The organism is Saccharopolyspora gloriosae (assembly GCF_022828475.1).
GTDB classification, from domain to species: domain Bacteria; phylum Actinomycetota; class Actinomycetes; order Mycobacteriales; family Pseudonocardiaceae; genus Saccharopolyspora_C; species Saccharopolyspora_C gloriosae_A.
In genome coordinates this window covers 2,841,989-2,867,168 of sequence record NZ_CP059557.1, presented here as the reverse complement: position 1 = coordinate 2,867,168, position 25,180 = coordinate 2,841,989, and the positions used below count along the sequence as shown (strand labels likewise).

Genomic DNA, 25,180 nt, shown 5'->3' with positions numbered 1-25,180 from the left:
TCGCCACCGTCCAACGAGAAGCAGAGGAAGCAACACCGTGGAGCAGAACATCAGCGAGAAGGTGGAGTCGGGCCTGCGACTCCTGGAGTCCTACGACTTCACCGGTTTCCGGGCGATGTGCACCAGCGGGTGCACGTTGTGGGAGAACGACGGCAACGGCGAGCAGACCATCGAGGACCGGATGGTGCAGTTCAAGTCCTTCGTCGCGGGCGTCGATTCGCTGCGCTACGAGGTGCTCCGCCGGTTCGAGAAGGCGGACGAGGTGCTGCAGCAGCACGTGCTGCACGTGGCGCTGGCCGACGGGACGCACAACCAGGTCAACGCCGCCGTGTACTTCCGCTTCGCCGACGGCCTCATCGACCGGATCGAGGAGTACGGCTACGCGGTTCCCGCCGATCCGGCCTGACCGCCGGTCCACGCCACGGGCACGATTCCCCTCCGTGGCACGGAATTCCAGGACTCGCCGCGACAGCCGACCTGCTCGCGAACCCGCCGCACGACACCGCCCGGTGTTCAGGAAGGAACGTCCCGATGCCGCGTCTCGCCCGTTTCCACCAGGTAGGGGGGCCGGAAGTGCTCCAGCTCGACGAGGTGGCCACCCCGGTTCCCGGGCGCGCTGAAGTGCTGATCGAAACCCGCGCGCTCGGCCTCAACCGCGCCGAGGCGGCGTTCCGCGCCGGCCAGTACGAGGAACCCGTGCTACCGGCCGGGATCGGTTACGAGGCGGCGGGAATCGTGCGCGCGGTCGGCGAGGACGTGCGCCACGTCGGGCCGGGCGACGCGGTCAGCGTGATCCCGGCGTTCGGCGTGAACGACTACGCGCTGCACGGCGAATCGGTGCTGGCCCCGGCGCACGCCGTGATCGCGCACCCGTCCGGGTTGTCCTGGGCGGAAGCGGCGGCCGCCTGGATGATGTTCACGACCGCATACGGCGGACTGGTCGACATCGCCGGGATCGGCGAGCACGACCCGGTGCTGATCCCGGCGGCCTCCAGCAGCGTCGGCATCGCGGCGATCCAGATCTGCAACGCGCTCGGCGCCCGCCCGATCGCGCTGACCCGCGGCAGCGGCAAGCGCCAGGCTCTCCTGGACGCCGGAGCCGCCGAGGTCATCGTCACCGGCGAACAGCAGGTGGCCGCGGAAGTGCACCGGTTGACCGGCGGCCAGGGCGCTCGCGTCGTGTTCGATCCGGTCGGTGGGCCGGGATTCGCCGATCTGACCGCCGCGATGGCCGCCGGGGGAATCGCGGTGATCTACGGCGCGCTGGCGGCCGAGCAGACCCCGCTCCCGGTCGGGGACGTGCTCGGCAAGAAGCTCACCGTGCGCGGCTACGTCCTGATCGAGACCACCGCCATCGCGGCCAAGCTCGCCGCCGCCATCGAATTCATCCGCCACGGCCTGGAGACCGGCGTGCTCAAGCCGGTGATCAGCGAAATCTTCGACCTCGACGACATCGTCGCCGCCCACGAGCACCTGGAGTCCAACACCCAGCTGGGCAAGATCGTCGTCCGCGTACCGCGCTGACCCGGACGGGGCGGCCGCGCCCCGACCCCGGTTGCGGCGCACGCATTCGCCGACCCCGGGCACCGGCGCACCACCGTGATCGCGGGACCCGCCACCCATTTCCACCGTGCTACCGGCGTGTCTTGCTACGGACCTTGGGAAGTCCGCACGCTGGTGGCTGAGAGCCCCGAACATGTTGCTGAAGCGAGGCGGACGACTCCGGCCGTGGCGCACAACTCGTTGGCCCGTTCGAATCCGGCGGCGTGTCTCGACCAGCGCCACCAGGTCGCACTTTCCGGCAGTGCGACGTCCGAGGCCGGCGAGCGCGGCGGCGGAATCGGCCTTGGGGACCATGATCGGGCAGCCGTGCCGCATCGCTCTCGAGATCGGCCTCGAACCAGGGCGTTCCGAAAGAGTTGAGGCGCACGAGCGCGACGTTGCCCCGCTCCAGCCATTCCGAGACGTGGCCGCGCGCACGGACCTGGTCGTCCTCTGCGACGGCGTCTTCGAGGTCGACGATCACCACGTCGGCACCTGATGCGACGGCCTTGTCGAAGCGGTCGGGCCGGTGGCCGGGCACGAACAGGAAGCTGCGGGCGGTGGTGCTCCGATCGCGAGTCAGCATCACGCGAAGGTCACCTCGGCGGTGGCGTGCCGGGCGTTGCGGTGCGTCGCGACCTGCAGCACGGCCCCGTCGGGCGAAGGATCACCGGACACGACGAGGTGCTCCCCTGCGAAAATGGGGCTGCGCAGCCGAAACGACAGCGAGCGCACTCGGCGCGGCTCGTTGCGCCGAACCAGCTCAAGCATCAGCACCGCCAGCAACGGGCCGTGCACGACGAGCCCCGGGTAGCCCTCCTCGTCCCGCACGTACGGGCTGTCGTAGTGGATGCGATGCGCGTTCGCGGTCAGCGCGCTGAATCGGAACAGCAGCGCCGAATCGGGCTGCGCCCCCAGCTGCCAGGCCCCGTCCGGTCGCGGTGCCGCCGAAGTGTCCACCGCAGCAGGATGATCGCCCGCGCTCCGGCCGGATCGGTAGACGATGTCCTGCTCCTCGACCAGACGAGTGCGCCCGTGCTGGCGGAACTCGTTGCGCTGGGTCACGAACACCATCTCGCCGGTCCTCCCCTGCTTGACCGCGACGTCGGCGATGCTGCTCGCCCGTTCGGTGCGCGCGCCGATGCTCAGCGGCTCGACGATTTCGCAGCGGCCACCGGCGAACATCCGCTGCCGGTCCGGGATCGGGGGCAGGAAGTGCCCTTTTCTCGGGTGACCGTCCTCGCCCAGCTCGTTCTGCTTCGGCCACCGCAGGAAGTGGAGCCAGTGCCACAGCGGAGGCAATGACTCTCCTTCTCCGGCGACGGGTTCCAACTGATCCAGCAGCGCCGACAACGCCGCCGCCGGCGCCGCCGACAGCACCTCGTCGTCGATGAGCGGCTCCGGATTCCAGGACTCCACGAAGGTTCCGAGCGGGCTCGAACCGATTGGCATGCGATCCTCCAGAAGACTCGTTCGGTGGGCGCGTGCTGCGGCATTCGCCCACCGGTCCGGAATGTTACGGCTGCATCCGGGGCAAGTTCGGTTCTTCGGGTGCCGCGTCGACGGCGTCCAGCTGAGACTGCCGGGACGGCTCACGGACGGTGAACGACAGCGCCATGCAACCTGTGACGTACCAGAAGAAGACGCCTTCGACACCGGCCTGCTTCAGCGTCAGCGCGATCCACTCCGTCATGCCGCCGAACGTGGCGGTGATCAGTGCGTGGCACAAGCCCATCCCCAGCGCGCGGACCTTGGTCGGGACATTTCGGCCTTACAGCTTGTTTCAGAATGATCGGTGTGTTTGATGGTGCTGGTTGATCGTTTCCGGCATGGTGTGTTGGGTGATCGAGGAATTGGTGCCCGACGAGCTGTGGCGGCGGGTGGAGCCGTTGTTGCCGGTGCGTCCGCCGCGTCGCAGCCGGTATCCGGGACGGTTGCCCACCGACGACCGGGCCGCTCTGGCCGGGATCGTGTTCGTGCTCAAGACCGGGATCACCTGGCGGGAACTGCCGCGCGACGTTGCCGGGTGTTCCGGGGTGACCTGCTGGCGCAGGTTGCGGGACTGGACCGAGGCCGGGGTGTTCACCGCGGTGCACGAACTTCTGCTGGACCAGCTACGGGCCCTGGGCCGCCTCGATCTGGAGACCGTGGTGGTGGATGGCTCACATGTCCGGGCTCTCAAAGGGGGGCGGCAACGGGTCCCTCGCCCGTCGATCGGGCTCGCACCGGCTCGAAACACCATGTGATCACCGAAGGCGGTGGCATCCCACTGGCGGTCACACTCACCGGCGGCAACCGCCACGACAGCACCCAACTCATCCCACTCGTTGAAGCGTTGCCGGTCATCCGGGGCAAACGCGGTCGGCCATGGCGGCGGCCCCACTGGCTCTACGGCGACCGTGGCTACGACTACGACCATCACCGGAAATCCCTGCGAGAGCGGCGAATCACCCCGCGTATCGCCCGCAAGAACACCGAACACGGATCGGGCCTCGGCACCGTCAGGTGGGTCGTGGAACGCACTTTCGCCTGGCTGCACCAGTTCAAACGACTCCGCACCCGCTACGAACGACGAGCCGACATCCACTATGGACTCCTCCAACTCGGATGCATTCTGATCTGCTACCGCCAACTACCAACCTCATTCTGAAACGAGCTGTTAATGATCGACGACGGCGCCGAGCAGCAAGCCACGAAAGCCGCGCCGAGCCCGTCAACTCCACCACGGCGCGCACGACTTGGTCGTGGACGCCGTCCTGCACCCGCAACCGCGAACCGGCGATGCAGGACGTGTTGTTCTCCATTCAGAACGAGCACGAATGGCTCGCGTTGTGCGAGCGGTTGCTCGAGCGCCCCGATCTGGTCGATGATCCTCGCGACGAACTCGGGCCGGGTGGCGCACCGCGACGAGCTCAACCCGCTCGCGCGGGAGCGGTTCGCCCGTTCCGACGGCCGTGAGGTGATGAAGCTGCTGAGCCAGGCGAGGATCGCCAACGCGGGCGTCAACGACGTCGCCGAGTTCCTCGAACATCCCGTGCTGCGCGACCGGAACCGGTGGCGCGACGTGCGGATTCCCGGGGCCGTGGTGCAGGCTCTCATCTCGCCTGCGGACCTGTCCGGAGTCGAACCGCGCGTGGACGCCGTTCACGGCATCGGGGAGCACACCGATGCCGTTCTCACCGGTATCGGCTTCAGCGAGTTCGAGATCGCGAGCCTGCGGGCCGGCAACGTCATCTGAAGGTCCACAGTGGACAATGTCTTTTCAAGGAGCCATCGTGAGCGCTCTCGACGTCCTCTCCGAGGACGAGCGGTTCATCGTCAGCACAGTGCACGACTTCGTCGACAACGACGTGCGCCCCGTCGTCAACGAGCTCGAGCACGCCAACACCTACCCCGAGGAGCTCATCGAGCAGATGAAGCGGCTCGGGATCTTCGGGCTGGCGATTCCCGAGGAGTACGGCGGAACACCGGTGTCCACGCCGTGCTACGTGTTCATCACCGAGGAGCTGGCACGCGGCTGGATGAGCTTGGCCGGCGCCATGGGCGGCCACACCGTGGTCTCGAAACTGCTGCTGCGCTTCGGGACCGAGGAGCAGAAGCAGCGCTACCTGCCGCGGATGGCGACCGGGGCGGTCCGGGCCACCATGGCGCTGACCGAGCCGGGAGGCGGCTCCGATCTGCAGGCCATGCGCACCGTCGCACGTCACGATGACGAGGGCTACGTGATCAACGGGTCCAAGACGTGGATCACCAACGCGCGCCGGTCGCAGTTGATCGCGCTGCTGTGCAAGACCGACCCCGACGCCGACCCGGCCCACAAGGGCATCTCGATCCTGCTGGTCGAACACGGTCCAGGGCTAGAAGTCTCGCGGGACCTGCCCAAGCTCGGCTACAAGGGTGTCGAGAGCTGCGAGTTGTCCTTCGACGACCATCGGGTCGGCGCCGACGCCGTCCTCGGCGGCACCGAAGGTCAGGGCTTCACGCAGATGATGAAGGGCCTGGAGACCGGACGGTTGCAGGTCGCCGGACGCGCGCTCGGCGTCGCCCGAGCGGCTCTGGAGGACTCGTTGAACTACGCGCAGGAGCGCGAGTCGTTCGGCAAGCCGATCTGGAAGCACCAGTCCGTCGGCAACCACCTGGCCGACATGGCCACGTCGTTCTCCGCGGCACGGCAGCTGACCCTGCACGCGGCGCAGGAGTACGACGCCGGCCGCCGCGTGGACATGGAAGCCGGGATGGCCAAGCTCTTCGCCTCGGAAACGGCCATGGACATCGCGCTCAACGCCGTCCGCGTCCACGGCGGCTACGGATACTCCACCGAGTTCGACGTGGAACGCTACTTCCGGGACGCCCCGCTGATGATCGTCGGCGAGGGCACCAACGAGATCCAGCGCAACGTCATCGTTCGCCAACTGGTCCAGCGAGGCGGCCTCGACGCCTGACGGTCGCGATGTGCGGCCTCGTCGCGCGACCGCCACAAGGACCCGGCTTCTGCCCCTCCGACCGACAACGCCCAACGAGAAGGCCCTCTTACAGCTCGTTTCAGAATGAGGTTGGTAGTTGGCGGTAGCAGATCAGAATGCATCCGAGTTGGAGGAGTCCATAGTGGATGTCGGCTCGTCGTTCGTAGCGGGTGCGGAGTCGTTTGAACTGGTGCAGCCAGGCGAAAGTGCGTTCCACGACCCACCTGACGGTGCCGAGGCCCGATCCGTGTTCGGTGTTCTTGCGGGCGATACGCGGGGTGATTCGCCGCTCTCGCAGGGATTTCCGGTGATGGTCGTAGTCGTAGCCACGGTCGCCGTAGAGCCAGTGGGGCCGCCGCCATGGCCGACCGCGTTTGCCCCGGATGACCGGCAACGCTTCAACGAGTGGGATGAGTTGGGTGCTGTCGTGGCGGTTGCCGCCGGTGAGTGTGACCGCCAGTGGGATGCCACCGCCTTCGGTGATCACATGGTGTTTCGAGCCGGTGCGAGCCCGATCGACGGGCGAGGGACCCGTTGCCGCCCCCCTTTGAGAGCCCGGACATGTGAGCCATCCACCACCACGGTCTCCAGATCGAGGCGGCCCAGGGCCCGTAGCTGGTCCAGCAGAAGTTCGTGCACCGCGGTGAACACCCCGGCCTCGGTCCAGTCCCGCAACCTGCGCCAGCAGGTCACCCCGGAACACCCGGCAACGTCGCGCGGCAGTTCCCGCCAGGTGATCCCGGTCTTGAGCACGAACACGATCCCGGCCAGAGCGGCCCGGTCGTCGGTGGGCAACCGTCCCGGATACCGGCTGCGACGCGGCGGACGCACCGGCAACAACGGCTCCACCCGCCGCCACAGCTCGTCGGGCACCAATTCCTCGATCACCCAACACACCATGCCGGAAACGATCAACCAGCACCATCAAACACACCGATCATTCTGAAACAAGCTGTTAGAGGAGCCATTCGATAGAACGATGAGCTCCGGCTTTCACTGGAATGTTCGGCCCGTCGCCGGACCGCGCCACTCGCGGTGGAGCGGAGTTCGGCCGTCAGGTCTGCGCCCACCGGGCACCACCCGGCAGCACGAAGCCGACCTTGGCCGCACCGTCGCCGTGCCGGCGGGCGAGGTCCATGGCGGCAGGAGCCTCGTCCAGTTCGTGCATGCTCTCCAGGCAGTGGTCGATCTCGATGTCACCGCGACCGATGGCGGCCAACGCGGCCCTGAACGACGCCAGTCCAGGTTCGGACTGGGTCTTGCTGATCCATTCCATGCTCAGCGACTTCCGGAAGCACCGGTCGACCGGGAACGGGGAGCTCCCCCGCCGCTCGGGATAACCGAACAACCCGAGCGTGCCGCGCTCACGTGCCGCCTCGACGGCCTCGGCCCGGCACACGTCGTATCCCGCGGCCTCGATGACGAGATCCGCACCGGCGCCCCCGGTGAGGTCGCGCACCGCGTCCACGACCGACTCCGTCGGCGCGTGGACGATCTCGGTCGCCCCGAGCCGGGCGGCCGTCGCGAGCCGTTCCGCATTGAGATCGGAGATGACGACCGATTCGCAGCCCGACCGGATCAGCTGTTGCAGGAAGAACAGGCCCGCCGACCCGGCACCGATGATCGCTGCCGAACGGGGAGCTTCCGCGCCCCTGCGCGCGAACTTCTTCATCGCGAACATGGTCGTTCCCAACTGCTGCGCGAGTAGCGAACGGCGCAGATCCGCCCCCGGCTCAAGAGCGACCAGCCGGCTCTCATCGACCGCCTGAAACTCCGCGAAACACCCGCCCCGGTCACCCCGCACTGCTTCACCGCGCGCTCAGTTCGCTGCCAGGACCCGTTCGAGCGTGGCGTAGCCCGCGGGTTCCCAGGTGGGTTTGCCGCCGGGCAGACCACGCCTCCCGTTCTGCCCGATCCAGATCAGTGACAACGCGCGCAGCACGGCCCAACCACGAGCGCGAGTCATGGTCGCTTCGTCGGCCTGCCCGTAGGCGTCGAAGAACCGGCTCGCCGCGCCGGTGGGCAACAGGACCCAGGCGGCCGACAGATCCGTCGCGGGATCACCCGCGCACATGTCACCGAAGTCGATCACCCCGGCGAGCGACCCGTCCCGGACGACCACGTTCGCCGGATGCAGATCACCATGCAGCCACAACGACGCACCCTCCCAAACCGGCGCCGCCACCGCCTTCTCCCACACCTCCCGCACGCCGCCGGCGTTCGGATGACCGGCAATGACCTCGAACCAGCCGTCGACACCATCCTGCACACCCGACAACGGAGCACCACGCGGAGGGTTCAACGGCGCGTCGGCAGGCGCCCGCTCGTGCAACGCACCGAGGAACTCCGCCAGCACCTCGGCCGCGTCAACACGGGTGACCGGGGCGCGATCGGCCGGTACGCCCTCGACCCAGCGCACGATCGTCCACGTCTGCTCGAACAACCTCGACGGCTCGCCGATCCGAACCGGGACGGGCGTGGGCAACGGCAGCCGGCCCGCCAACGCAGGAAGCCACGTCTGCTCCTTTCGCAACAGACCAGGAGCGCGTTCCGTGCGGGGAAGGCGCACCGCAAACTCCTCCCCGAGCCGCCACTGCTGGTTATCCCAACCCCCATCAACAGCACGGAGCTCCAGGTCCGCGAGATCCGAATGCTGCTCCCGCAGCAACGCCCGCACCAGCCCCTGCTCGAACTTGACCTCACCCATCAACAAGCTCCCTTCGGCTACCTGCGCACACCCCGCTGAGCCGCACTGGCGAGAGACCCGTGGCCGATCTCGGCGCAATACTCGGTGTCCCTGTTTCAGGTCACCAGATCTTGCTCAGAAGACCGACCAATCGGTCAGAGTGGTAAAGTGGTCGAGTGCGGCGACGCCAGCCACGGAGTTGCCGCGGTCGTCGAGGCCCGGACCCCACACCGCGATCGCGCACCTGCCGGGCACGATCGCGAGGATGCCGCCGCCGACTCCGCTCTTGCCGGGAACACCGACGCGGTAGGCGAACTCCCCGGCGGCATCGTAGGTCCCGCAGGTGAGCATGATCGCGTTGATCCTCTTGGCCTGCCGCGCGGTGACCAGTGCCGAACCGTCCCTGCGAACCCCGCGCGCGGCGAGGAACAGCCCGGCGCGGACCAGGTCGCGGCAACTCATCTCGATCGAGCACTGCCGGACGTACTGGTCGAGCACGGTCGTCACCGGGTTGCGCATGTTGCCGTAGGACGCCATGAAGTGGGTCAGCGCCAGATTGCGGTCCGCGTGGGCCTTCTCGGAGGCGGCCACCTCCTCGTCGACCCGCAGCTGCGGATTGCCGCTTTCAGCGCGCAGGAAGGTGAGCAGTTCACCGGCGGCGTCCCCCGCCAGGGAGATCAGCTCGTCGGTGACCGTCAACGCGCCCGCGTTGATGAAGGGGTTCCTGGGGATTCCTCGTTCATGCTCCAGCTGGACCAGCGAGTTGAAGGCATTGCCCGACGGTTCCCGGCCGACACGCCTCCAGAGCGACTCGTCATCACTGCCCGCCAGCACGAGCGCGAGCGTGAACACCTTCGAGATGCTCTGCATCGAGAACGGCGTCTCCCACTCGCCTGCGCCGTGAACACGACCGTCGAGATCGGCGAGCGCGATGCCGAAACGGCCCGGATCGACCCGCGCGAGCGCCGGGATGTAATCCGCGGCCGTCCCCGCTCCCCTCAGCGGGGCGACCTCCTCAACGATCCGCCCGAGCAACCTGTTCAAGTCCACGATGGACGATCATGTCATCGCCGCGACGCCCGGTCGCACGCGGAGGCCTACCCGGTCGATCATCGGTCGTCGCGCTCGTCCCGGACCGGATGCGACCCGCACCACGAGCCGACCGAGCGCCGCTCGGTGAACGGGCTGTGATCTTGCGTGGACGGGAACCGGCGGCGCCGCCACAATGCGCGTTCACTTTCCGAACGCACCGTTCGCGGAACCTGAACTCGGCGCTCCAGGAAGCCAAGAAGGGTCGGCAGCAGACCCGAAAACCGCCACTCTTCAAGACTATTGACGCACCGACTGAGCGGATCCACAATATCGGCATCGCGTTCGCATATTGAACGATCCGTTCGTAAAGCGCGACATTTGTCCCCGCTCTGCCTGCCCTCGCCACCGCGAGGCCTCGACCGGCACCAGAACGAACCGACAGCGAGGGAGCACTGGCCCGTGACCGAGGAATCTGACGTCGTTGTGGTGGGCGGCGGAATCGCCGGCCTGATCACCGCCCGAGAGCTCGGCCGCCAAGACTTGCGCGTCACCGTGCTGGAAGCACGGGATCGCCTGGGCGGCCGGGTGTGGACCGATCACCGGCTCGGCCGCGACCTGGAGATCGGCGGGACCTGGTTGCACTGGGTCCAGCCGCACGCGTGGGCGGAGATCACCCGCTACGGCCTGGACATCACCCGCGGACCACGCCCGGAAGAGGCCTACTGGCTGGCGGGCGACGAACTCCGCACCGGCACGCTCGACGAGTTCATGGAACTCATCGATCCGGGCATGCGCCGCTTGCTGGCGGACACGATGCGCCGGATACCCCGGCCGCACGATCCCCTCTCCGAACCCGGATTGGACTCCGTCGACGGGTTCAGCGTTCAGGACAAGCTCGACGAGCTCGACCTCCCCGTCGAGGAGTACCGCGCCAACGAAGCCGCGTGGGTGGGGCACTTCAACGCCCCGCTGACCGACGGCGCGTTCACCAGCGCCCTGCGGTGGACCGCCGCCACCGCGGGCTCCTGGCACCTGATGCACGAGGGCTCGGCGGTGTTCCGGCTCGCGGGCGGAACCCGGTCGCTGGTCGAGTCGATCGTGGCCGACACCAACGCCGACATCCGCACCTCCACCGCCGTGCACCGGATCGAGCACAACGCCGACGGCGCGGTCGTGACCACCTCGGACGGTGACACGATCAGCGCGCGCCGGGTGGTGCTGACCCTGCCGCAGAACATCCTCGGCGACCTCGACGTCTCCCCTGAGCTGTGCGCCGAGAAGCGCGCCGCGACCGAGGAGCGCACCGCCTCGCGGGGAGTGAAGGTCTGGATCCGGGTACGCGGGCCGATCACGCCGTTCTTCGCCTACTCGTCGGCTTCGCATCCGCTGTCGGTGGTGCGCACCGAATTCGTCGGTGAGGACGACGCCGTGCTGGTGTCCTTCGGCGCCGACTCCCGCCGGATCTCCCCCCACGACCTCGACGCGGTCGCGGACGCGCTGCGCGTCTGGCGCGACGACCTGGAGGTCCTCGACGTCACCGGCCACGACTGGATGGCCGACCCGCACTCGCGGGAGACGTGGCTGATGCAACGGCCGCACCAGCTGACCCGCTACTTCGCCGCCCAGCAGCGCGCCGAAGGCGTCCTGCACTTCGCGGGCAGCGACTACGCCAACGTCTGGGCCGGCTTCATCGACGGAGCGATCGAGAGCGGCCTGCGCGTGGCCCGCCAGATCCGCTCCGGGCTGACCGATTCCCCGTGACCGCAACGCAAAACCGGTAACCGAACAGGAGGAACGCGATCATGACACTGCCGACTGCGACGATCGAGCCCCGTTATTTCCGCGACGTCATCGGTCACCTGCCCACCGGCGTGACCGTCGTGGCCGGACGTGACCCCGGCACCGGTGCGCCCGCCGGTCTCGTCGTGGGCACGTTCCAATCACTGTCGCTCGACCCGCCACTGGTCACCTTCAGCGTCGCGGCCACCTCGTCCAGCTGGCCGAAGCTCCGCGCCGCCCGGCACTTCAGCGCCAGCGTCCTGTCCGACGGCCAGCACGACGTCTGCCACGCGATGTCGAGCAGGCGGGGCGACAAGTTCGCCGCGTTGAACTGGCACGACTCCACCGAGGGAAGCCCGCAGATCGCCGGTGCGCACGCCTGGATCGACTGCACGATCAGGCAAGAACTGGAAGGCGGCGACCACGTGATCGTGATCGCCGAGGTGCTGCGCCTGCAGGCCGGTGACGGGCGGCCGCTGATCTTCCACCGCGGCGCTCTCGGCGGCTACCGCGAACCGACCCCCTGACGCCCCCGGCAGCACGAGGAGATGGGAGCGCCCAGCGGATGAGGATCACCTCCGGGCCAACTCCCCTGAGTTCCTGCTGCCGGAAGCGATGCGCGAATCCACTCCCCACATCACCCGGGGGCATCGCGACGGTGGCTCGAAGCGCAGCAGCAAGGAGTCCGTTCAGAAGGAGCTGCGCAGGTGGTCGGGCGGCGCAACCTCAGCCGCGCCGCCGCTGACGCGAAACAGAGCAATCGTTCTGCAAGGACTCACGAATCCCGTTCCACCCCTTCGGAATCTGAACAGGAGTAAGACAATGCTGTCTCGCCGCATGCGGCTGTTCGCCTTCGAGTTCCAAGGTCCGGCGCACCTCTCCGCGGGATTGTGGCGGCACGAGAAGGATCAGGGCCACCGCTACAAGGACGTCCGGTATTGGACCGAGTACGCCCGGCTGCTCGAACAGGGCCGGTTCGACGGCGTGTTCTTCGCCGACAACGCCGGATACCACGACGTCTACCAGGGCAGCGCCGCCGGAGCCCTCGCCGACGGCGCGCAATTGCCCGCCAACGACCCGGCACTGGTGATCTCCGCGATGGCCGCCGCCACCGAGCACCTGGGGTTCGGCCTGACCGGCTCGACGACCTACGAGCACCCCTACTCGCTGGCCCGCAAGTTCAGCACCCTCGACCACCTCACCGACGGCCGCATCGGCTGGAACCTGGTGACCTCCTACGCCGACAGCGCCGCGCGCAACATCGGCAACGGCCTGCTGACCTCCCACGACGAGCGCTACGCCGTGGCCGCCGAGCACCTGGAGGTCTGCTACAAGCTGTGGGAGGGGTCGTGGGACGAGGACGCCGTGGTCCGCGACCGCGAACGCTGCGTCTACGCTGATCCGCGGCGGGTGCACGACATCCACCACCGGGGCAAGTACTTCACCGTGCCCGGGTTCGCCCTCTGCGAGCCCTCGCCGCAGCGCACCCCGGTGATCTTCCAGGCGGGTGGCTCGTCGAAGGGCCGCGCGCTGGCCGCCGCCCACGCCGAAGGCGTGTTCGTCAACGCCGTATCGAAGAAGGCGCTGCGCAAGCAGGTCGACGCGCTGCGCCTGCAGGCCGCACAAGCCGGCCGGGATCCGCGTTCGCTGCGAGTGCTGCAGATGCTCAACGTCGTGTGCGCGCCCACCGACGAGCAGGCGCACGCGAAATACGAGCAGTACCGCAGGCTCGTCAGCTACTCCGGCGCGATGGCCCGCTACAGCGGCTGGACCGCCCTGGACATGTCCCGGTTCGACCCGGACGTGCCGTTGCGCCACGTCAAGACCGACGCCGGGCAGACCATGGTCGACCTGTTCTCCAAGATGGACCCGGACCGCGAGTGGACACCGCGCGACATCGCCGAATTCATCGGGATCGGCGGCAGCGGCCCCACCATCGTCGGCTCACCGCGGACCGTCGCCAACGAACTGATCAGCTGGGTCGAAGACTGCGACATCGACGGGTTCAACCTCGGCAACGCCGTCAAGTACCAGGACATCGCCGACTTCATCGAGCTCGTCGTGCCCGAACTGCGGCGCCGCGAAGCGATCTGGACCGAATACGAGGGCCGGACCCTGCGCGAGAAGCTCCACGGCCCCGGCAGCACCCGCCTCGCCGACGACCACCCGGGCCGCAGGTTCACCCGCGCGCAGGAAGCGGAACCCCTGCGGGAGTTCGAAGTCTCTCCCGCCTGACCCGCCATGGGCTGCGGTTTCAACGTGAAGCCGCAGCCCCGCACCAAGAAGCGCTTCCTGACCATCGTGTCCACTAAGTGAACGCTCCTGTTAGCCTGTTCGCACGAACGGCTCCCCCAGCCAGACGCGATCAGGAGGCGAGAGGCGATGGGCGACGAGCCCAAGCAGTCGGACTTGATCAACAAGTCGGTCACCAAGGCCGTACGGCTGCTTCGCGAACTGGCCGCCCAGCCGCGCACCGGAGCCACCGTCACCACGCTCGCGAAAGCGGCGGGACTGAGCAGGCCGACCGCGTTCCGGCTGCTCTACAGCCTCGAACAGGGCGGCCTCGTCGACCGCATCGACACCAACTACGTCCTCGGCTGGGAACTGGCCCGCTTGGGCAGGAACGCCGACCCCTACGCCGGTCTGGTCGCGCACGCCCGGCCGGTGCTGCAGCAGCTGGCCGACGAGTTCAACGAGTCCGTGGCGCTGTCCATCCCGAACTCCCTGGACGGACTCGACCTCGTCGCAGAGGCCGTCGGTTCGCACGTCGTCGGTGTGCTGTCGCGCAACATGGTCGGCCAACGGTTCCCGATGCACGCCAGCTCGACCGGCAAGGTGCTGCTGGCCGAACAGTCCGCCGACGCGCTGCGCGCGACGCTGCCCGACGAGCTCGAAGCGTTCACCCCGCAGACCATCACCGACCGCGACGCCCTGTTGAAGGAACTGCAGCAGGTCCGCGAACAGGGTTTCGCCGTCATCGACAACGAACTCGAACCGGAGCTGCTGTCGCTGTCGCGCCCGATCCGCGACAGCGCCGGGACCTTGGTGGCGGTGCTGACCCTCAACGGTCCCCGCAGCCGCTTCGGTCGTGACCGCATCCCCGAAGCCCTCCACCAGATGCAGCGCATCGTCGACCGCCTCGTCGAACTGTTCTGGCGGGACTCCGTCAAGCACTGACGACCACCGCGGGCCGGTCGGCACCGATCTCGATGATGGTGGTCGCTCGACGTCGAGCAGCGGGTCAACGATCGCGATCGGTGGCGTTCAGGCTCCCGGCACCGAACCGCGCGGCAGCGCTCCCCATGTACGCCCACTGACCGGGCGGCCTGTCATGGCTCCGGCCGGTCCGCTGCCCCTGTTGAGACGTGCTGCGGTGTGCCGATTCCTCGCCCGTTCGGCTGCGGGGTCACTTCCCTGGGCCGCCACCCCCACCGGCCGGGCTCGTGAGGGTGGCGTGCTCAGCACGAGCCGGAAGCGGTCACCAGCGGACCGTGCGGAGGTAGTCGTAGCCGACGCGGGCGGTGGTCAGGGCGTCGGTCGGGTTGTCGTGTTCGACGATGAATTCGCGGGCTCTCGCGTGGTCGAAGATCTCCGGGAAGTTCAGGGTTCCGGTGCCCGGGTCGGTCATGTCGCCGCCCGGCGTGCGGTCTTTGACGTGGAGCTGGCGGATGCGGTCGCGTTCGGCGTCGATCAGCGCGAGCACGTCCTGGCCCGCGTGCACCGCCCAGTACAGGTCGAGTTCGAAGTGAACGAGCCCGCGCTCCGTGCGGTCTCGCAGGATGTCGTACGGGAGCTCGCCGTCGATCGGGGCGAACTCGTGGTCGTGGTTGTGGTAGCTGAACCGGAGTCCTGCGGCGCGGCACTTCCGCCCGGCTTCGTTGAGCTGGTCGGCGAATTCGCGCCAGCCGTCGGCCGTGTCGAACTCCGCGTGCGGCACGACCAGGTAGCGGTGGCCCAGGGTGTGCGCGTCCTCGATGAGGGCGTCGACGTCACCTTCGAGGTCCGCGTGACCGGATGTGGCGCGCAGCCCGAGGTCGTCCAGGATCGTCCGGAATTCGGCTGGAGTGCGGCCGTGCGTGTCGGCCGTTTCGACGGTCCGGTAGCCGATGTCGGCCACCTGCCGCAGCGTTGCCTCCAAGTCCGCGTCCAGCAGGGAACGCAGCGTGTAGAGCTGGATGCTGATGGCCCGGTGCGGGATGCGACCGGGACGCGCGGCACCGGTGGCTCCGGCGGTGGCGGCTCCGGCACCGGTCGCTGCGGCGGCGGCGAGCACCGCGGTGGTGTGCAGCAGGGTTCTGCGGGGAAGCGACATGAGTCGTCCTTTCAAACTCTGGTTTCAGCGGATTCCGTGCAGCTTCAACACCAGGTCGTGCACGTCGGTGGCGGCGAGGCGACCGGTGCGTTCGACGGCGGCGGGGACGCGCGGATCGGAGCACAGCAGGACCGGCCCGTCGTCCGGGGCATCCGGCAGGCGTCCGTGGGAACCGCGGATGAAGCGCCCGTCCAGCGGCACGACGTTCATGGCGTAGCGCAGGCCGGCCTTCTTCTTCGCGAGGTTCATCGCGGCCTTGGCCTTGACCCAGCGGTCGTCGGGATCGAGGAACAGTTCGGCGGGGTCGTAGCCGGGTTTGCGGTGGATCTCCACTCCCCTGGCGAAATCCGGCGCCCTGTCCTGGTCGAGCCAGTAGTAGTAGGTGAACCAGGCGTCCGGCTCGGCGACCGCGACGAGGTCGCCCGCTCGCGGGTGGTCCAGGCCGTGGCGGGCCTGCGAGGTTCGATCGAGCACTTCGTCGACGCCGGGTAGTGCGGCGACCAGGCCGCGGACGCGTGGCAAGTCCGACTCGTCGCGGACGTAGACGTGCGCGGCCTGGTGGTCGGCGACGGCGAACGCGCGCGACGCCCACGGGTCGAGGTATTCCATGCCCGCCTGGGTGTGGACGTCGAGCAGACCTTCCCTGCGCAGCGCCCGGTTGAGGTGGATCTGCCGGTGCACCGGGGTGATCCCGTACTCGCTGAGCACCACGATGGTCGCCGCCGCGTCCCGCGCCTCTTCCAGCAGCCCGGCGACGGCTCGGTCGACCTCGACCGCGGCCGCGCGGGCCTGCGGGCTGTGCGGGCCGTGCCGTTGCAAGTCGTAGTCGAGGTGCGGCACGTAGCACAGCAGCAGGTCGGGGCGGTGCCGATGCATGATGCGGCGGGCGGCGGCGGCGATCCACCGGGTGGAGGTGATGTCCGCGGTCGGCCCCCAGTAGTGGAACAGCGGGAACTTGCCGAGGTCCGCGGTGAGGGAGTCGTGCAGTTCCGGCGGTCGCGTGTAGCAGTCGGGGGATTTGCGGCCGTCGGCGTGGTAGATCGGGCGGGGCGTCACGGTCCAGTCCGTGCCCGCGCCCATCGCGTACCACCAGCACACGTTCGCCGCGGTGTAGCCCAGGCTGGTGCGGCGCGCGGTCTCCCACACCTTGTCGCCGTGCACGAGTCCGTTGTGCTGGCGCCAGAAGAGGACCTCGCCGAGCTCGCGGAAGTACCAGCCGTTGCCGACGATTCCGTGCTCGGCGGGCATCGTCCCGGTCAGGAACGTGGACTGGGCGCTGCACGTCACCGCCGGGAGCACGGTGCCGAGCTCGGCTTGCCACCCGTCGGCGGCGACGGCCCGCAGGTTGGGCATGTGGGCGAGCAGCGCAGGAGTGAGGCCCACGACGTCGAGCAGCAGGACGGGTTTCATCGGGTTCCCCGTTCGTCGAGGAGTCGCTGGGTGAACGACAGCTCCGCCGCGATCCCGTCGGCCAGGGACTCGGGCGGTTCGGGCAGCACGGTCCAGGTGTAGGTCTCGACCTCGATGTCCGGCAGCGGATCCGCCAGCGCGGCGAGGGTTTCGCGCAGCACTCCGGTCGTCGGGCGGACCGGCCCTTCGGTCGCCCAATGCACCGGGACGTGGAAGTGCACCCGCCACGGGCCGACTCCGGGGAGTTCGTCGAACGCTCGGGGAAGGTCGTCGCAGGAGCGGATTCCGTCGGAGCAGTGCTCCCGGACCTGGTGCAGGTAGCGGGGTTCGGCGTAGCGGGCGAGTTCGTCGCGCACCGCGCCGGGGTCGTCGGCGTGCAGCGCGGCGGAGGCCTGGACCTTGACGATGTCGACGCCGCTCGCCGCGATCGTGCGCACGGTCGCGGCGGGATCGGCGAACGACACCGCCAGGTGGCAGGTGTCCAGGCACAGTCCGATGTAGTCGGTGTCGCACCCGGGCAGCCAGCTCAGCGCATCCGCGACGGTGTCCAGGAGGCACCCGGGCTCCGGCTCGACGGCCAACCGCACCTTCCGGCCGGTTCGCTGCTCCAGCAGGCGCAGTTCGGCCGCGACCCGATCCAGGTGCCTGCGTGCCGTGCTCTCGTCGCGGACGCTCCACGGTGCCCGCCACCCCAACGGGAGCGTCGAGATGCTTCCCCGGCCGCCTTCGGGCAGCAGCCCGGCGAGGACTTCGGCGCAGCGCAGCGTGTAGTGCACGCGCTGCGGCGAGGTCCAGCGCGGCTCGTACACCCGGTGCTTGACCACCGGGTCGTGGAAACCCCGGTACGGGAAGGCGTTGAGCGTGACCGTGACGAGCCCGTGACGGTCCAGTTCGGACTTCAGCCTGCGCAACGCCTCGGCGTCGGCGGCGAGCCGCTCGGCCAGATCCGCCGCGAGCCACAGGCCCACGCCGAGGGTGTCGATGCCGAGTCGCTCGCGGACGGACGCGGCGTGGCCGGCGAGTTGCGCGCACACCCCGTCGAGGTTCTCCGCGGGGTGCACGTTGGTGCAGTAGGACAGCATCGGCTCACTCCCGTGATCCGCGGAGCACTGAATTGTCGGCGAACGTGGCCGCCTCGGCGGTGAAACCGGGCAGTGGTTCGAGGTTGAGCCGACCGCTCTGCCCGTAGAACGCGATCGGGTTGTGCCACAGCACTTTCTCGACGTCGGCGTCGGTGAACCCGGCGCGCAGCATCGCCTCGCCGGTGGCGCGCGTCTTCAGCGGGTCCGACCGGCCCCAGTCGGCGGCGGAGTTGACCACCATCCGGTCGGTGCCGTAGCTGCGCAGCAGCGCGACCATCCGTTCCTCGTCCATCTTGGTGTCCGGGTAGATCGAGAAACCCAGCCAGCATCCGGTGTCCGCGACCAGATCGATGGTGACCTCGTTGAGGTGGTCGACGAGCACTCGTTGCGGCGGCAGCCCGGATTCGCGCACCACGTCGAGGGTGCGCCGGGTGCCCGCCGGCTTGTCCCGGTGCGGCGTGTGCACCAGCACCGGCAACTCGGCCTCGCCTGCCAGCTGGAGCTGGTGGGCGAACACGTCGTCCTCTTCCGGTGTCATCGAGTCGTAGCCGACCTCGCCGACCGCGACCACGCCGTCCTTGGCCAGGTAGCGCGGCAGCACGTCGAGGACCGCGCGGCACCGGGGATCGCCGGCCTCCTTGGGGTTGAGCGCGATCGTCGCGTGGTGGCGGATGCCGAACTGCGCGGCGCGGAAGCGTTCCCAGCCGATCAGCGAGTCGAAGTAGTCGGTGAACGAGCCGACACCGGTGCGCGGCTGACCGAGCCAGAACGCGGGCTCAACGAGCGCGCGAACCCCGGCGGCGTGCATCGCTTCGTAGTCGTCGGTGGTTCGGGAAGTCATGTGGATGTGCGGTTCGAAGATGCGCATCACGCCTCCAGGAGTGCGACGGCGTCGCCGGGGACGGTGCGTCCGGCGGCGCGGCGTTCGGCGGCGAAGTCGGTGACCATGCGGCGGAGCTCGTCGTCGGCGCGGCGCCGCCAGTCGGCGACGGCGGTCAGCGGCACCCCGGTGAACAGGCACTTGAGCACGCCGTGCCGCCAGGCGTGGTCGTCGAGGTGCTGGGCGAACGGCCCCATCGCGGCGGCGACGAGCCGGATGTCGTTGGTGCGCAAGGCATCGCGCACCAGCTCCACTCCGGCCGGGATCAGTTCCGGGCGGGCGAGCGCGTCCAGTGCGCGCAGCACGCCTCGGCGTTCGGCGTCGTCGCCGTAGCGGTACAGCGCCGTCGTCTCCTCGGCGAGCCGGGCCGGTTCCACGCTGTCGGCGAGGGCGTGCAGCAATCGTCCGCGCGCCCGGTCGTCGACGGTGCCGTGCACGAGTCCCTGTGGATCGTCCTGGTCGACCGGGCTGCGGCCGACGTGACGGCCCACTGCGGGAAACAGCGTCGCGATGCTCGCCGGTTCCCTGCGCACCTCGGTGAGCGCCTCGTTCACCCACGGCTGCCTCAGGGCACCGATCGCGCGTCGCGCGACCTGCGGGGCGGCGTGGCCGTGCCGTGGCAGTTCGACGGCGGCGAGGCCGGTGAACCCGATCTCGGTCAGTGCGTCCAGCGTCTCGGAGAGGTCGAGGTCTCCCTCCCCGAACTCCAGGTGCTCGTGCACTCCGGGACGCATGTCGTCGAGCTGCACGTGCACCAGGCGGCCGCGCAGGCGCCGGACGCACTCGGCGGCGGTGTCGCGTTCCACCGCGACGCAGTGGCCGACGTCGAGCGTGATGCCGAGCGGTTCCGGTTCGCCGAGCCGTGCGCACAACGCCAGTGCGGCGTCGACCGTGTCCACGACCATGCCGGGTTCGGGTTCGAGTCCCAGGCGCACGCCGTGGCGGTCGGCTTCTTCGAGTACCCGAGACGTTCCTTCGACCAGCCGCCGAGTCGCGGTAGGCTCGTCCACATCGGACGGTCGGATTCCGGACCAGAACGACACCACGTCCGCCCCGAGATCGACGGCGATGCGCACCGAGCGCCGCAGGAAGTCCACGCGGCGTTCGCTGTCCGCCGACACGAGCGTCGGATGGTGCTTGACGTGCGGATCCAGCAGGTAGCGCGCCCCGGTCTCAACGACCACCGACAGTCCCAGCCGATCCAGCTCGCCGCGCACCCGGCGAACCTGCTCGGGGAGGTCGTCGGCGAACGGGTCCAGGTGGTGGTGGTCGAGCGTCAGCGCGACGCCGTCATAGCCCAGCTCGGCGATCAGCCGCAGGGCGTCGGTGAGCCGGTGGTTGGCGAATCCGTTGGTGCCGTAGCCGAAACTCAGTGCGGTCACGTCGCCGACACCTTCCTCCCGAGACTCCCGACGGCCGGCGCGACCACCGCGAGCAGCAGTGCGGCGCCGAGATTCCGCCGGGCGGTCAGCGCGATCTGCAGCGGCACCATGCCGTGGATGCCGGCCCGCGTCGCCTCCCGGACGTGGGGCGCGTCCGGGTTCCGGTATGCGCGCAGCTGCGCCGCCCCGACCTGCGCCGCGTACAGGGTCGCCGCGGCGAACGCCGCGAGGCGGTGGCGATGGGACGCGCAGCGACCGGTCGCGGCGACGATCGCCGCGACAACCGTGGTGGCGAGGGCGGCGGCGGCCGTGCGCGGCTCCGTTCCGCGAACCTCGCCGCGGGACAACGCGGTGACCGAGCACGTGTGCACGGCGAGCACCCCCGCCGCCGGCCACGACGTCCGAGCTCCGCCCGCCCCCAGCAGGACGTCGAGCCCTCGGCAGACGGCCATCGCGGCGGGTCCGCCCGCTCCCTGCTTGAACACCATGTCGTAGCCGACGACGGCCGTGGCCAGCGAAGCGGCCAGCGCGGACTCGGCAGGACCCGCGACCGATCCCGCGGCCAAGCCGCAGGCTACGAGCACCACGCCGACCCGGGCCGCCTCATCGGCGCTGATCAGGCCGGACGGAATGGGCCGCTCCGGGCGCTCCACGGCGTCGAGGTCCCGATCCGCCCAGTCGTTGAGCACCATTCCCGCCCAGTACAACGCCACCGACGCCACCGGAAGCAACATCCGGCGTCCCCGCAAGGAGGTGCCTGCGGCCACCGCGCCCACCGCGGTATCGCCGAGCACGGTCAGCGCGGCCGGAGCGCGCGTCAGCGAAATCCACGCCCGCAAGCGGGTCATCGCCCACCTCCTGCCGCATCGGTGGTCACCCGCACCCACTCGTGCAAACCTCGCACCTGGTGGTCGAAGCGGTGCCCGCCCGAACCGAACGGCTCCTTGAAGAAGCACGCCAGCGCGGTCAACGGCCCGCGCTGCCCGGCGTGCTGCGCCATCGCGACCAGCCGGGTCAGGTCGAGCACCAGCGGTGCGGCCAGCGCCGAGTCATAGGCCGACCACGTCACTTGCAGGGTCGCCGGGGAACCGAGGAAACCCTCGGCGTGCACGTGATCCCACGCGACCTTGGTCTGGCCGAGGTCCGGCACGTTGTCGATGTGCAGCGGCGCGGCGACCTCGCCGCCGAGCAGCGCGTGCAGCCCGCGGGACTTCGCGTCCAGCTTGCTCGCCACGACGTCCGGATCGGCGAGCGTCGCACCGTCTCCCCCACCGAGCAGGTTCGTGCCCGACCACGACCGCACCGCGAGCGCACGCTCGGTGAACATCGGGGCGAGCACCGTGCGCAGCAGGGTTTCGCCGGTCTTGCCGTCACGCCCCGCATACGGCAGGCCGCGCTGCTCCGCGAGCTTCCGCAGCGCGGGGATCGTGATACCGGTCGACGGGGTGAACTCCACGTACGCGCAGTCCGCCTGCACCGCGGCGTACGCGGCCACGACACTGGCCGGAACAGTGCCCTCGGACAGCGCGGACTCCAGGGCCGCGAGGTCCTGGAGTTCCGCGCCCTCCGGCCACGGCGATTCGGTCGACGCGACGTTGACCACCACGACTCGTTCGAGGTCGTGCCGCCGCGCGAACGCGGACATGTCCCCGGCCAGCCGCGTGACCGCGTGGGCCTGATCGCCTTGCTGGGTCGCCGGATCGTAACCGGGACGCAGCTCCGACTCCACTGTGGACAGCTGTGACCCGGCCGCCGAGACCACTCCGGCGGGAAGCAATCCGGCCGCCACCAAGGTGTCGGCGGTCTTGTGCAAGTCGGCAACGGAGATGTCGTGGCCGCCGACGACGATGTCGTCCCAGCCCGGCAGCGGCGCCGAGCCGAATGCGGGCAGCTCGGTGACGCAGCCCGTCGGCCGCACCAGGCCCGACCGCAATGCGGCGAGCCCGACGATCGCCGTGGTCGCCACCGAGCCGCGCGCGCCGATCAACCACAGTCCGGTGCGGCCCGGTCGTGAATTGCCGCCCACGTACTCACCTCCTGGAGCCGGGGTGGCGGCGACCCGCTCGTGCGGGCCGCCGCCACGGGGATCAACGCGGCAGGTCGCCCTGCGCCCGCGCCGCGGAGTCCTCCGGCGGAACGGGCTCGGACACTCCTGCACCGGTGAACTGCACCGCGTCGAGTTCGAACAATTCGGTCCCGTCGCCGCGGAACACGAAGTGGAGCGCGCCCGAACTGCCCGGATCGGTCACCGGAGCCGGTTCCAGGTCCAGGTAGTCGCCACCGGTGCCGGGCACCTCGACGCTCTGCAGCAGCTCTCCGTCCGGCGCACCGGCCCGGACCTCGATCACGCCGCCCGCTCCGGCAGCCGACACCCGGTAGCCGATGTCGCCGATGCCGCTCAGGTTCACCGGATCGACCGAGATCCAGTCGCCTTCCTCGATGGCGCCGACCTTGCTGCCGCCTGCCGCAGCCGGATCCTCCACGACCTCGACGCCCTCGGCCTCGGTGAAGAACTCCGCCTGCTTGTCCTTGGGCTGCAACACGATTCGATCGGTTCCCGTCACGGGCGGCAGGCCCTCGGCGCCGTTGTCGGTGTAGTCGGCGGTGATGACGCCGAACACGTTGGCGTCCAGCCCGTGGCCCTCATCGGCCGGAGTCTCGATCACGCCCTCGCAGCCGACCTCCTCGCTGAGCGGGTGCGCGTGCGAGTCGTGGCCGAGCGCGTAGCCGACTTCCACCTGGGAGCAGTCCACCTGTTCGTCCTCGGCGTCGGTGACGCTGACCCGGAACGGGACCTGCTCGCCGAAGGCGAACACCCCGCCGTCCGGCGGGAGCTCGATGCTGACCTCCGGCGGCGTGTTGCCGACGACGATCTGCACGCTGGCGTACCCGATCTTGCCGGTCGGGTCGGTCACGGTGAGCTTCGCGGTGTAGCTGCCGCGTTCGGTGTAGGTGAACGACACCGGCCCGTCCGTGGTCGAGTCCACGGTGCCGTCACTGGTGAAGTCCCACTCGTAGCTCAGGTCCCCGCCGTCGGGGTCGGTGGTGCCTGCCGGGTCGAAGCCGACCGTCAGCGGCGCCGCGCCGGACGAGGTGACGTCCGCGCCCAGCTGCACTCGCGGGGTCTTCTGCTCCGGGCTGTGCTCGATGCGGTACACCGCCGAGTCGTCCGCGCCGCCGAAGTAGCTGGAGCCGTAGTCCAGCACGTACAGCGCGCCGTCCGGGCCGAACTCGATGTTCATCGGCCGGGTCAGTTCCATCGACTCGAAGAACGGCCGGATCGCCGCCAGCTCCCCGTTCTCGGCGAGCTCGAACTCCTTGATCCAGCCACGATCCCACTCGTAGTTCAGCACTTTCCCGTCGTAGTACTCCGGGAACTTCAGCGGCGAGTCCAAGTCCGGGTCGAAGTGGTACACCGGCCCGCCCATCGGCGATTCCGGCCCGGCGCCGAGTTCGGGAACCGAATCGTCGTCGTAGTCCAGCCAGGCGGGTTCCGCCGGTGGCAGGTCGACCAGCCCGGTGTTGTGCGGGGACTCGTTGCGCGGCGCGGCGCAGTCGAAGGGCTGCCCGGACTCTCCGGTCGCGAAGTCGTAGTCGATGAACGGCTCGTTGTCGCCGATGCAGTACGGCCAGCCGAGGTTGACCGGCTCCTTGATCAGGTTGTATTCCACGATGCCGCTGGGTCCCCGGTCCGGGTCGGCGGCACCGGCGTCCGGGCCGTACTCGCCGAGGTGGACCCAGCCCGTCCGCTCGTCGACGGTGAACCGGAACGGGTTGCGCAACCCCATGGCGTAGATCTCGGGTCGGGTCTGCTCCGTGCCCGGTGCGAAGAGGTTCCCTTCCGGGACGGTGTAGGTGCCGTCCGGTTCGACGTGGATCCGCAGGATCTTGCCGCGCAGGTCGTCGGTGTTGCCCGCCGAACGCTGCGCGTCGAAGGCGGGGTTGCGCTCCGGACGCTCATCGATCGGCGCATAGCCGTCCGAGGAGAACGGGTTGCTGTCATCTCCCGTGGACAGGTACAGGTTGCCCGCGGCGTCGAAGTCGATCTCCCCGCCCGCGTGGCAGCAGGTGCCGCGCTGCGCGGGAACACGCAGGATCTCCTGCCCGCTGTCGAGGTCGAGCGTGCCGTCGTCGGCCAGCTGGAACCGAGCCAGCGCGTTGTAGCCGTCGAAAGGCGCGAGCTCCTCCGCGGTGCCCTCCTCCGGAGCGTCACCGGCGGGCGTGTCCAGCGGCGGCGCGTAGTACAGGTACACCCATCGGTTCGCGGCGAAGTCCGGATCCACCGCGACGCCCTGCAGGCCGTCCTCGTCGTGGTTGTAGACCGGCAGGTCGGCGGCCAGCGTGGTGGTGGCGTCCGGCGTGGTGAGGTAGACGTCGCCGTCGCGGGAGGTGTGCAGCACCCGGAGGTCGGGCAGCACCGCCAGCGCCATCGGCTCGCCCAGCTTGGCTTCGCCCTTGGCCAGGGTGATCTGGTCGAACGCCGCGTCCGGCGGAGGCGATGCGGCGGACGCGGGTGGAACGGTGAAGGCGGCCGCGGTCACGACCGCGACGCTCGTACATGCGGCCAATCTCAGTAGTCGCACCAGGTGACTCCTCGTCGCTCACGGTCCCG

At 69.4% G+C, this 25,180-nt stretch carries 24 protein-coding genes; 9 read left to right on the top strand and 15 right to left on the bottom strand.

The window, feature by feature from the left end:
- Positions 1-37 precede the first annotated feature (37 nt).
- Entirely contained in the window at positions 38-406 is a 369-nt protein-coding gene (locus tag H2Q94_RS12270; RefSeq protein ID WP_243794760.1) for a nuclear transport factor 2 family protein, read from the top strand.
- Positions 407-531: 125 nt separating this feature from the next.
- Positions 532-1,524, top strand: a complete 993-nt coding sequence (locus H2Q94_RS12265) for a zinc-dependent alcohol dehydrogenase family protein (protein WP_243794759.1) — start codon at positions 532-534, stop codon at positions 1,522-1,524.
- Between the two features lie 109 nt (positions 1,525-1,633).
- Here H2Q94_RS12265 and H2Q94_RS12260 read toward each other — a convergent pair whose 3' ends face one another.
- From H2Q94_RS12260 to H2Q94_RS12250, 3 genes are all read right to left on the bottom strand, one after another.
- Positions 1,634-2,128, bottom strand: coding sequence for an aldolase/citrate lyase family protein (locus H2Q94_RS12260; protein ID WP_243795671.1), 495 nt, complete (start codon positions 2,126-2,128; stop codon positions 1,634-1,636).
- Positions 2,128-2,994, bottom strand: a complete 867-nt coding sequence (locus H2Q94_RS12255) for an HTD2 family dehydratase (RefSeq protein ID WP_243794758.1) — start codon at positions 2,992-2,994, stop codon at positions 2,128-2,130. Before H2Q94_RS12255 ends, H2Q94_RS12260 begins: the two co-directional genes overlap by 1 nt.
- A 64-nt stretch (positions 2,995-3,058) precedes the next feature.
- A complete protein-coding gene (locus tag H2Q94_RS12250) occupies positions 3,059-3,271 on the bottom strand; it encodes a hypothetical protein (RefSeq protein WP_243794757.1) in 213 nt (70 codons plus the stop codon).
- A 112-nt stretch (positions 3,272-3,383) separates the two neighbouring features.
- On the opposite strand from H2Q94_RS12250, the gene H2Q94_RS12245 reads away from it, so the two are divergent.
- The 3 genes from H2Q94_RS12245 to H2Q94_RS12235 all read left to right on the top strand — a co-directional run bounded on the left by H2Q94_RS12245 (position 3,384) and on the right by H2Q94_RS12235 (position 5,984).
- A protein-coding gene (locus H2Q94_RS12245) for an IS5 family transposase (RefSeq protein ID WP_397545478.1) occupies positions 3,384-4,192 on the top strand; the annotation gives its coding sequence in 2 pieces (ribosomal slippage) (positions 3,384-3,735 and positions 3,735-4,192; 810 coding nt in all).
- Positions 4,193-4,408: 216 nt separating this feature from the next.
- Positions 4,409-4,780, top strand: coding sequence for a CoA transferase (locus H2Q94_RS12240; protein ID WP_243794756.1), 372 nt, complete (start codon positions 4,409-4,411; stop codon positions 4,778-4,780).
- Positions 4,781-4,817: 37 nt separating this feature from the next.
- On the top strand, positions 4,818-5,984 hold the full coding sequence (locus H2Q94_RS12235; RefSeq protein ID WP_243794755.1) for an acyl-CoA dehydrogenase family protein: 1,167 nt from the start codon (positions 4,818-4,820) through the stop codon (positions 5,982-5,984).
- Positions 5,985-6,084: 100 nt separating this feature from the next.
- Here H2Q94_RS12235 and H2Q94_RS12230 read toward each other — a convergent pair.
- From H2Q94_RS12230 to H2Q94_RS12215, 4 genes are all read right to left on the bottom strand, one after another.
- Positions 6,085-6,893, bottom strand: a protein-coding gene (locus H2Q94_RS12230) for an IS5 family transposase (protein ID WP_397545478.1) whose coding sequence is annotated in 2 segments (ribosomal slippage) — positions 6,085-6,542 and positions 6,542-6,893 — 810 coding nt in all. Because the reading frame shifts where the segments join, the coding sequence is not laid out codon by codon here.
- 166 nt (positions 6,894-7,059) lie between these two features.
- Complete coding sequence (locus tag H2Q94_RS12225; protein WP_243794753.1) at positions 7,060-7,677, bottom strand: zinc-binding dehydrogenase; 618 nt, start codon at positions 7,675-7,677, stop codon at positions 7,060-7,062.
- Positions 7,678-7,824: 147 nt separating this feature from the next.
- Entirely contained in the window at positions 7,825-8,712 is an 888-nt protein-coding gene (locus tag H2Q94_RS12220) for an aminoglycoside phosphotransferase family protein (protein WP_243794751.1), read from the bottom strand.
- A 114-nt stretch (positions 8,713-8,826) separates the two neighbouring features.
- Positions 8,827-9,741: a glutaminase gene (locus H2Q94_RS12215; protein ID WP_243794749.1), complete on the bottom strand. Its 915-nt coding sequence runs from the start codon at positions 9,739-9,741 to the stop codon at positions 8,827-8,829.
- 441 nt (positions 9,742-10,182) lie between these two features.
- On the opposite strand from H2Q94_RS12215, the gene H2Q94_RS12210 reads away from it, so the two are divergent.
- The 4 genes from H2Q94_RS12210 to H2Q94_RS12195 all read left to right on the top strand — a co-directional run bounded on the left by H2Q94_RS12210 (position 10,183) and on the right by H2Q94_RS12195 (position 14,679).
- Positions 10,183-11,484, top strand: coding sequence for a flavin monoamine oxidase family protein (locus tag H2Q94_RS12210; protein WP_243794746.1), 1,302 nt, complete (start codon positions 10,183-10,185; stop codon positions 11,482-11,484).
- A gap of 41 nt (positions 11,485-11,525) precedes the next feature.
- The gene (locus H2Q94_RS12205) at positions 11,526-12,029 is read left to right on the top strand and encodes a flavin reductase family protein (protein WP_243794744.1); all 504 of its coding nucleotides are present in this window, start codon (positions 11,526-11,528) and stop codon (positions 12,027-12,029) included.
- Between the two features lie 295 nt (positions 12,030-12,324).
- Positions 12,325-13,737 (top strand): LLM class flavin-dependent oxidoreductase, encoded by a 1,413-nt coding sequence (locus H2Q94_RS12200; protein ID WP_243794742.1) that lies wholly within the window; start codon positions 12,325-12,327, stop codon positions 13,735-13,737.
- A gap of 147 nt (positions 13,738-13,884) precedes the next feature.
- Positions 13,885-14,679: an IclR family transcriptional regulator gene (locus H2Q94_RS12195; protein WP_243794741.1), complete on the top strand. Its 795-nt coding sequence runs from the start codon at positions 13,885-13,887 to the stop codon at positions 14,677-14,679.
- 301 nt (positions 14,680-14,980) lie between these two features.
- Here H2Q94_RS12195 and H2Q94_RS12190 read toward each other — a convergent pair whose 3' ends face one another.
- The 8 genes from H2Q94_RS12190 to H2Q94_RS12155 all read right to left on the bottom strand — a co-directional run bounded on the left by H2Q94_RS12190 (position 14,981) and on the right by H2Q94_RS12155 (position 25,151).
- Positions 14,981-15,814, bottom strand: a complete 834-nt coding sequence (locus H2Q94_RS12190) for a sugar phosphate isomerase/epimerase family protein (RefSeq protein WP_243794740.1) — start codon at positions 15,812-15,814, stop codon at positions 14,981-14,983.
- A gap of 24 nt (positions 15,815-15,838) precedes the next feature.
- Positions 15,839-17,224, bottom strand: a complete 1,386-nt coding sequence (locus H2Q94_RS12185; RefSeq protein WP_243794739.1) for an alkaline phosphatase family protein — start codon at positions 17,222-17,224, stop codon at positions 15,839-15,841.
- On the bottom strand, positions 17,221-18,306 hold the full coding sequence (gene eboE, locus H2Q94_RS12180; protein ID WP_243794738.1) for a metabolite traffic protein EboE: 1,086 nt from the start codon (positions 18,304-18,306) through the stop codon (positions 17,221-17,223). The genes H2Q94_RS12185 and eboE overlap by 4 nt, the downstream gene beginning before the upstream one ends.
- Before the next feature lie 4 nt (positions 18,307-18,310).
- The gene (locus H2Q94_RS12175) at positions 18,311-19,174 is read right to left on the bottom strand and encodes a TatD family hydrolase (protein WP_243794737.1); all 864 of its coding nucleotides are present in this window, start codon (positions 19,172-19,174) and stop codon (positions 18,311-18,313) included.
- Positions 19,174-20,568, bottom strand: a complete 1,395-nt coding sequence (locus H2Q94_RS12170) for an EboA domain-containing protein (RefSeq protein ID WP_243794736.1) — start codon at positions 20,566-20,568, stop codon at positions 19,174-19,176. The genes H2Q94_RS12175 and H2Q94_RS12170 overlap by 1 nt, the downstream gene beginning before the upstream one ends.
- A complete protein-coding gene (locus tag H2Q94_RS12165; RefSeq protein WP_243795669.1) occupies positions 20,565-21,407 on the bottom strand; it encodes an SCO3242 family prenyltransferase in 843 nt (280 codons plus the stop codon). The genes H2Q94_RS12170 and H2Q94_RS12165 overlap by 4 nt, the downstream gene beginning before the upstream one ends.
- A gap of 5 nt (positions 21,408-21,412) precedes the next feature.
- Positions 21,413-22,594 (bottom strand): inositol-3-phosphate synthase, encoded by a 1,182-nt coding sequence (locus tag H2Q94_RS12160; RefSeq protein WP_243794734.1) that lies wholly within the window; start codon positions 22,592-22,594, stop codon positions 21,413-21,415.
- A 61-nt stretch (positions 22,595-22,655) separates the two neighbouring features.
- Complete coding sequence (locus H2Q94_RS12155) at positions 22,656-25,151, bottom strand: PQQ-dependent sugar dehydrogenase (RefSeq protein ID WP_309501150.1); 2,496 nt, start codon at positions 25,149-25,151, stop codon at positions 22,656-22,658.
- Positions 25,152-25,180: the final 29 nt, after the last annotated feature.

Coding starts and splice junctions, on each gene's coding strand:
- H2Q94_RS12175 (WP_243794737.1), bottom strand. CDS start 19,174: ATGCGCATCTTCGAACCGCACATCCACATGACTTCCCGAACCACCGAC.
- H2Q94_RS12255 (WP_243794758.1), bottom strand. CDS start 2,994: ATGCCAATCGGTTCGAGCCCGCTCGGAACCTTCGTGGAGTCCTGGAAT.
- eboE (WP_243794738.1), bottom strand. CDS start 18,306: ATGCTGTCCTACTGCACCAACGTGCACCCCGCGGAGAACCTCGACGGG.
- H2Q94_RS12265 (WP_243794759.1), top strand. CDS start 532: ATGCCGCGTCTCGCCCGTTTCCACCAGGTAGGGGGGCCGGAAGTGCTC.
- H2Q94_RS12260 (WP_243795671.1), bottom strand. CDS start 2,128: ATGCTGACTCGCGATCGGAGCACCACCGCCCGCAGCTTCCTGTTCGTG.
- H2Q94_RS12190 (WP_243794740.1), bottom strand. CDS start 15,814: ATGTCGCTTCCCCGCAGAACCCTGCTGCACACCACCGCGGTGCTCGCC.
- H2Q94_RS12225 (WP_243794753.1), bottom strand. CDS start 7,677: ATGAAGAAGTTCGCGCGCAGGGGCGCGGAAGCTCCCCGTTCGGCAGCG.
- H2Q94_RS12185 (WP_243794739.1), bottom strand. CDS start 17,224: ATGAAACCCGTCCTGCTGCTCGACGTCGTGGGCCTCACTCCTGCGCTG.
- H2Q94_RS12240 (WP_243794756.1), top strand. CDS start 4,409: ATGATCCTCGCGACGAACTCGGGCCGGGTGGCGCACCGCGACGAGCTC.
- H2Q94_RS12200 (WP_243794742.1), top strand. CDS start 12,325: ATGCTGTCTCGCCGCATGCGGCTGTTCGCCTTCGAGTTCCAAGGTCCG.
- H2Q94_RS12220 (WP_243794751.1), bottom strand. CDS start 8,712: ATGGGTGAGGTCAAGTTCGAGCAGGGGCTGGTGCGGGCGTTGCTGCGG.
- H2Q94_RS12195 (WP_243794741.1), top strand. CDS start 13,885: ATGGGCGACGAGCCCAAGCAGTCGGACTTGATCAACAAGTCGGTCACC.
- H2Q94_RS12205 (WP_243794744.1), top strand. CDS start 11,526: ATGACACTGCCGACTGCGACGATCGAGCCCCGTTATTTCCGCGACGTC.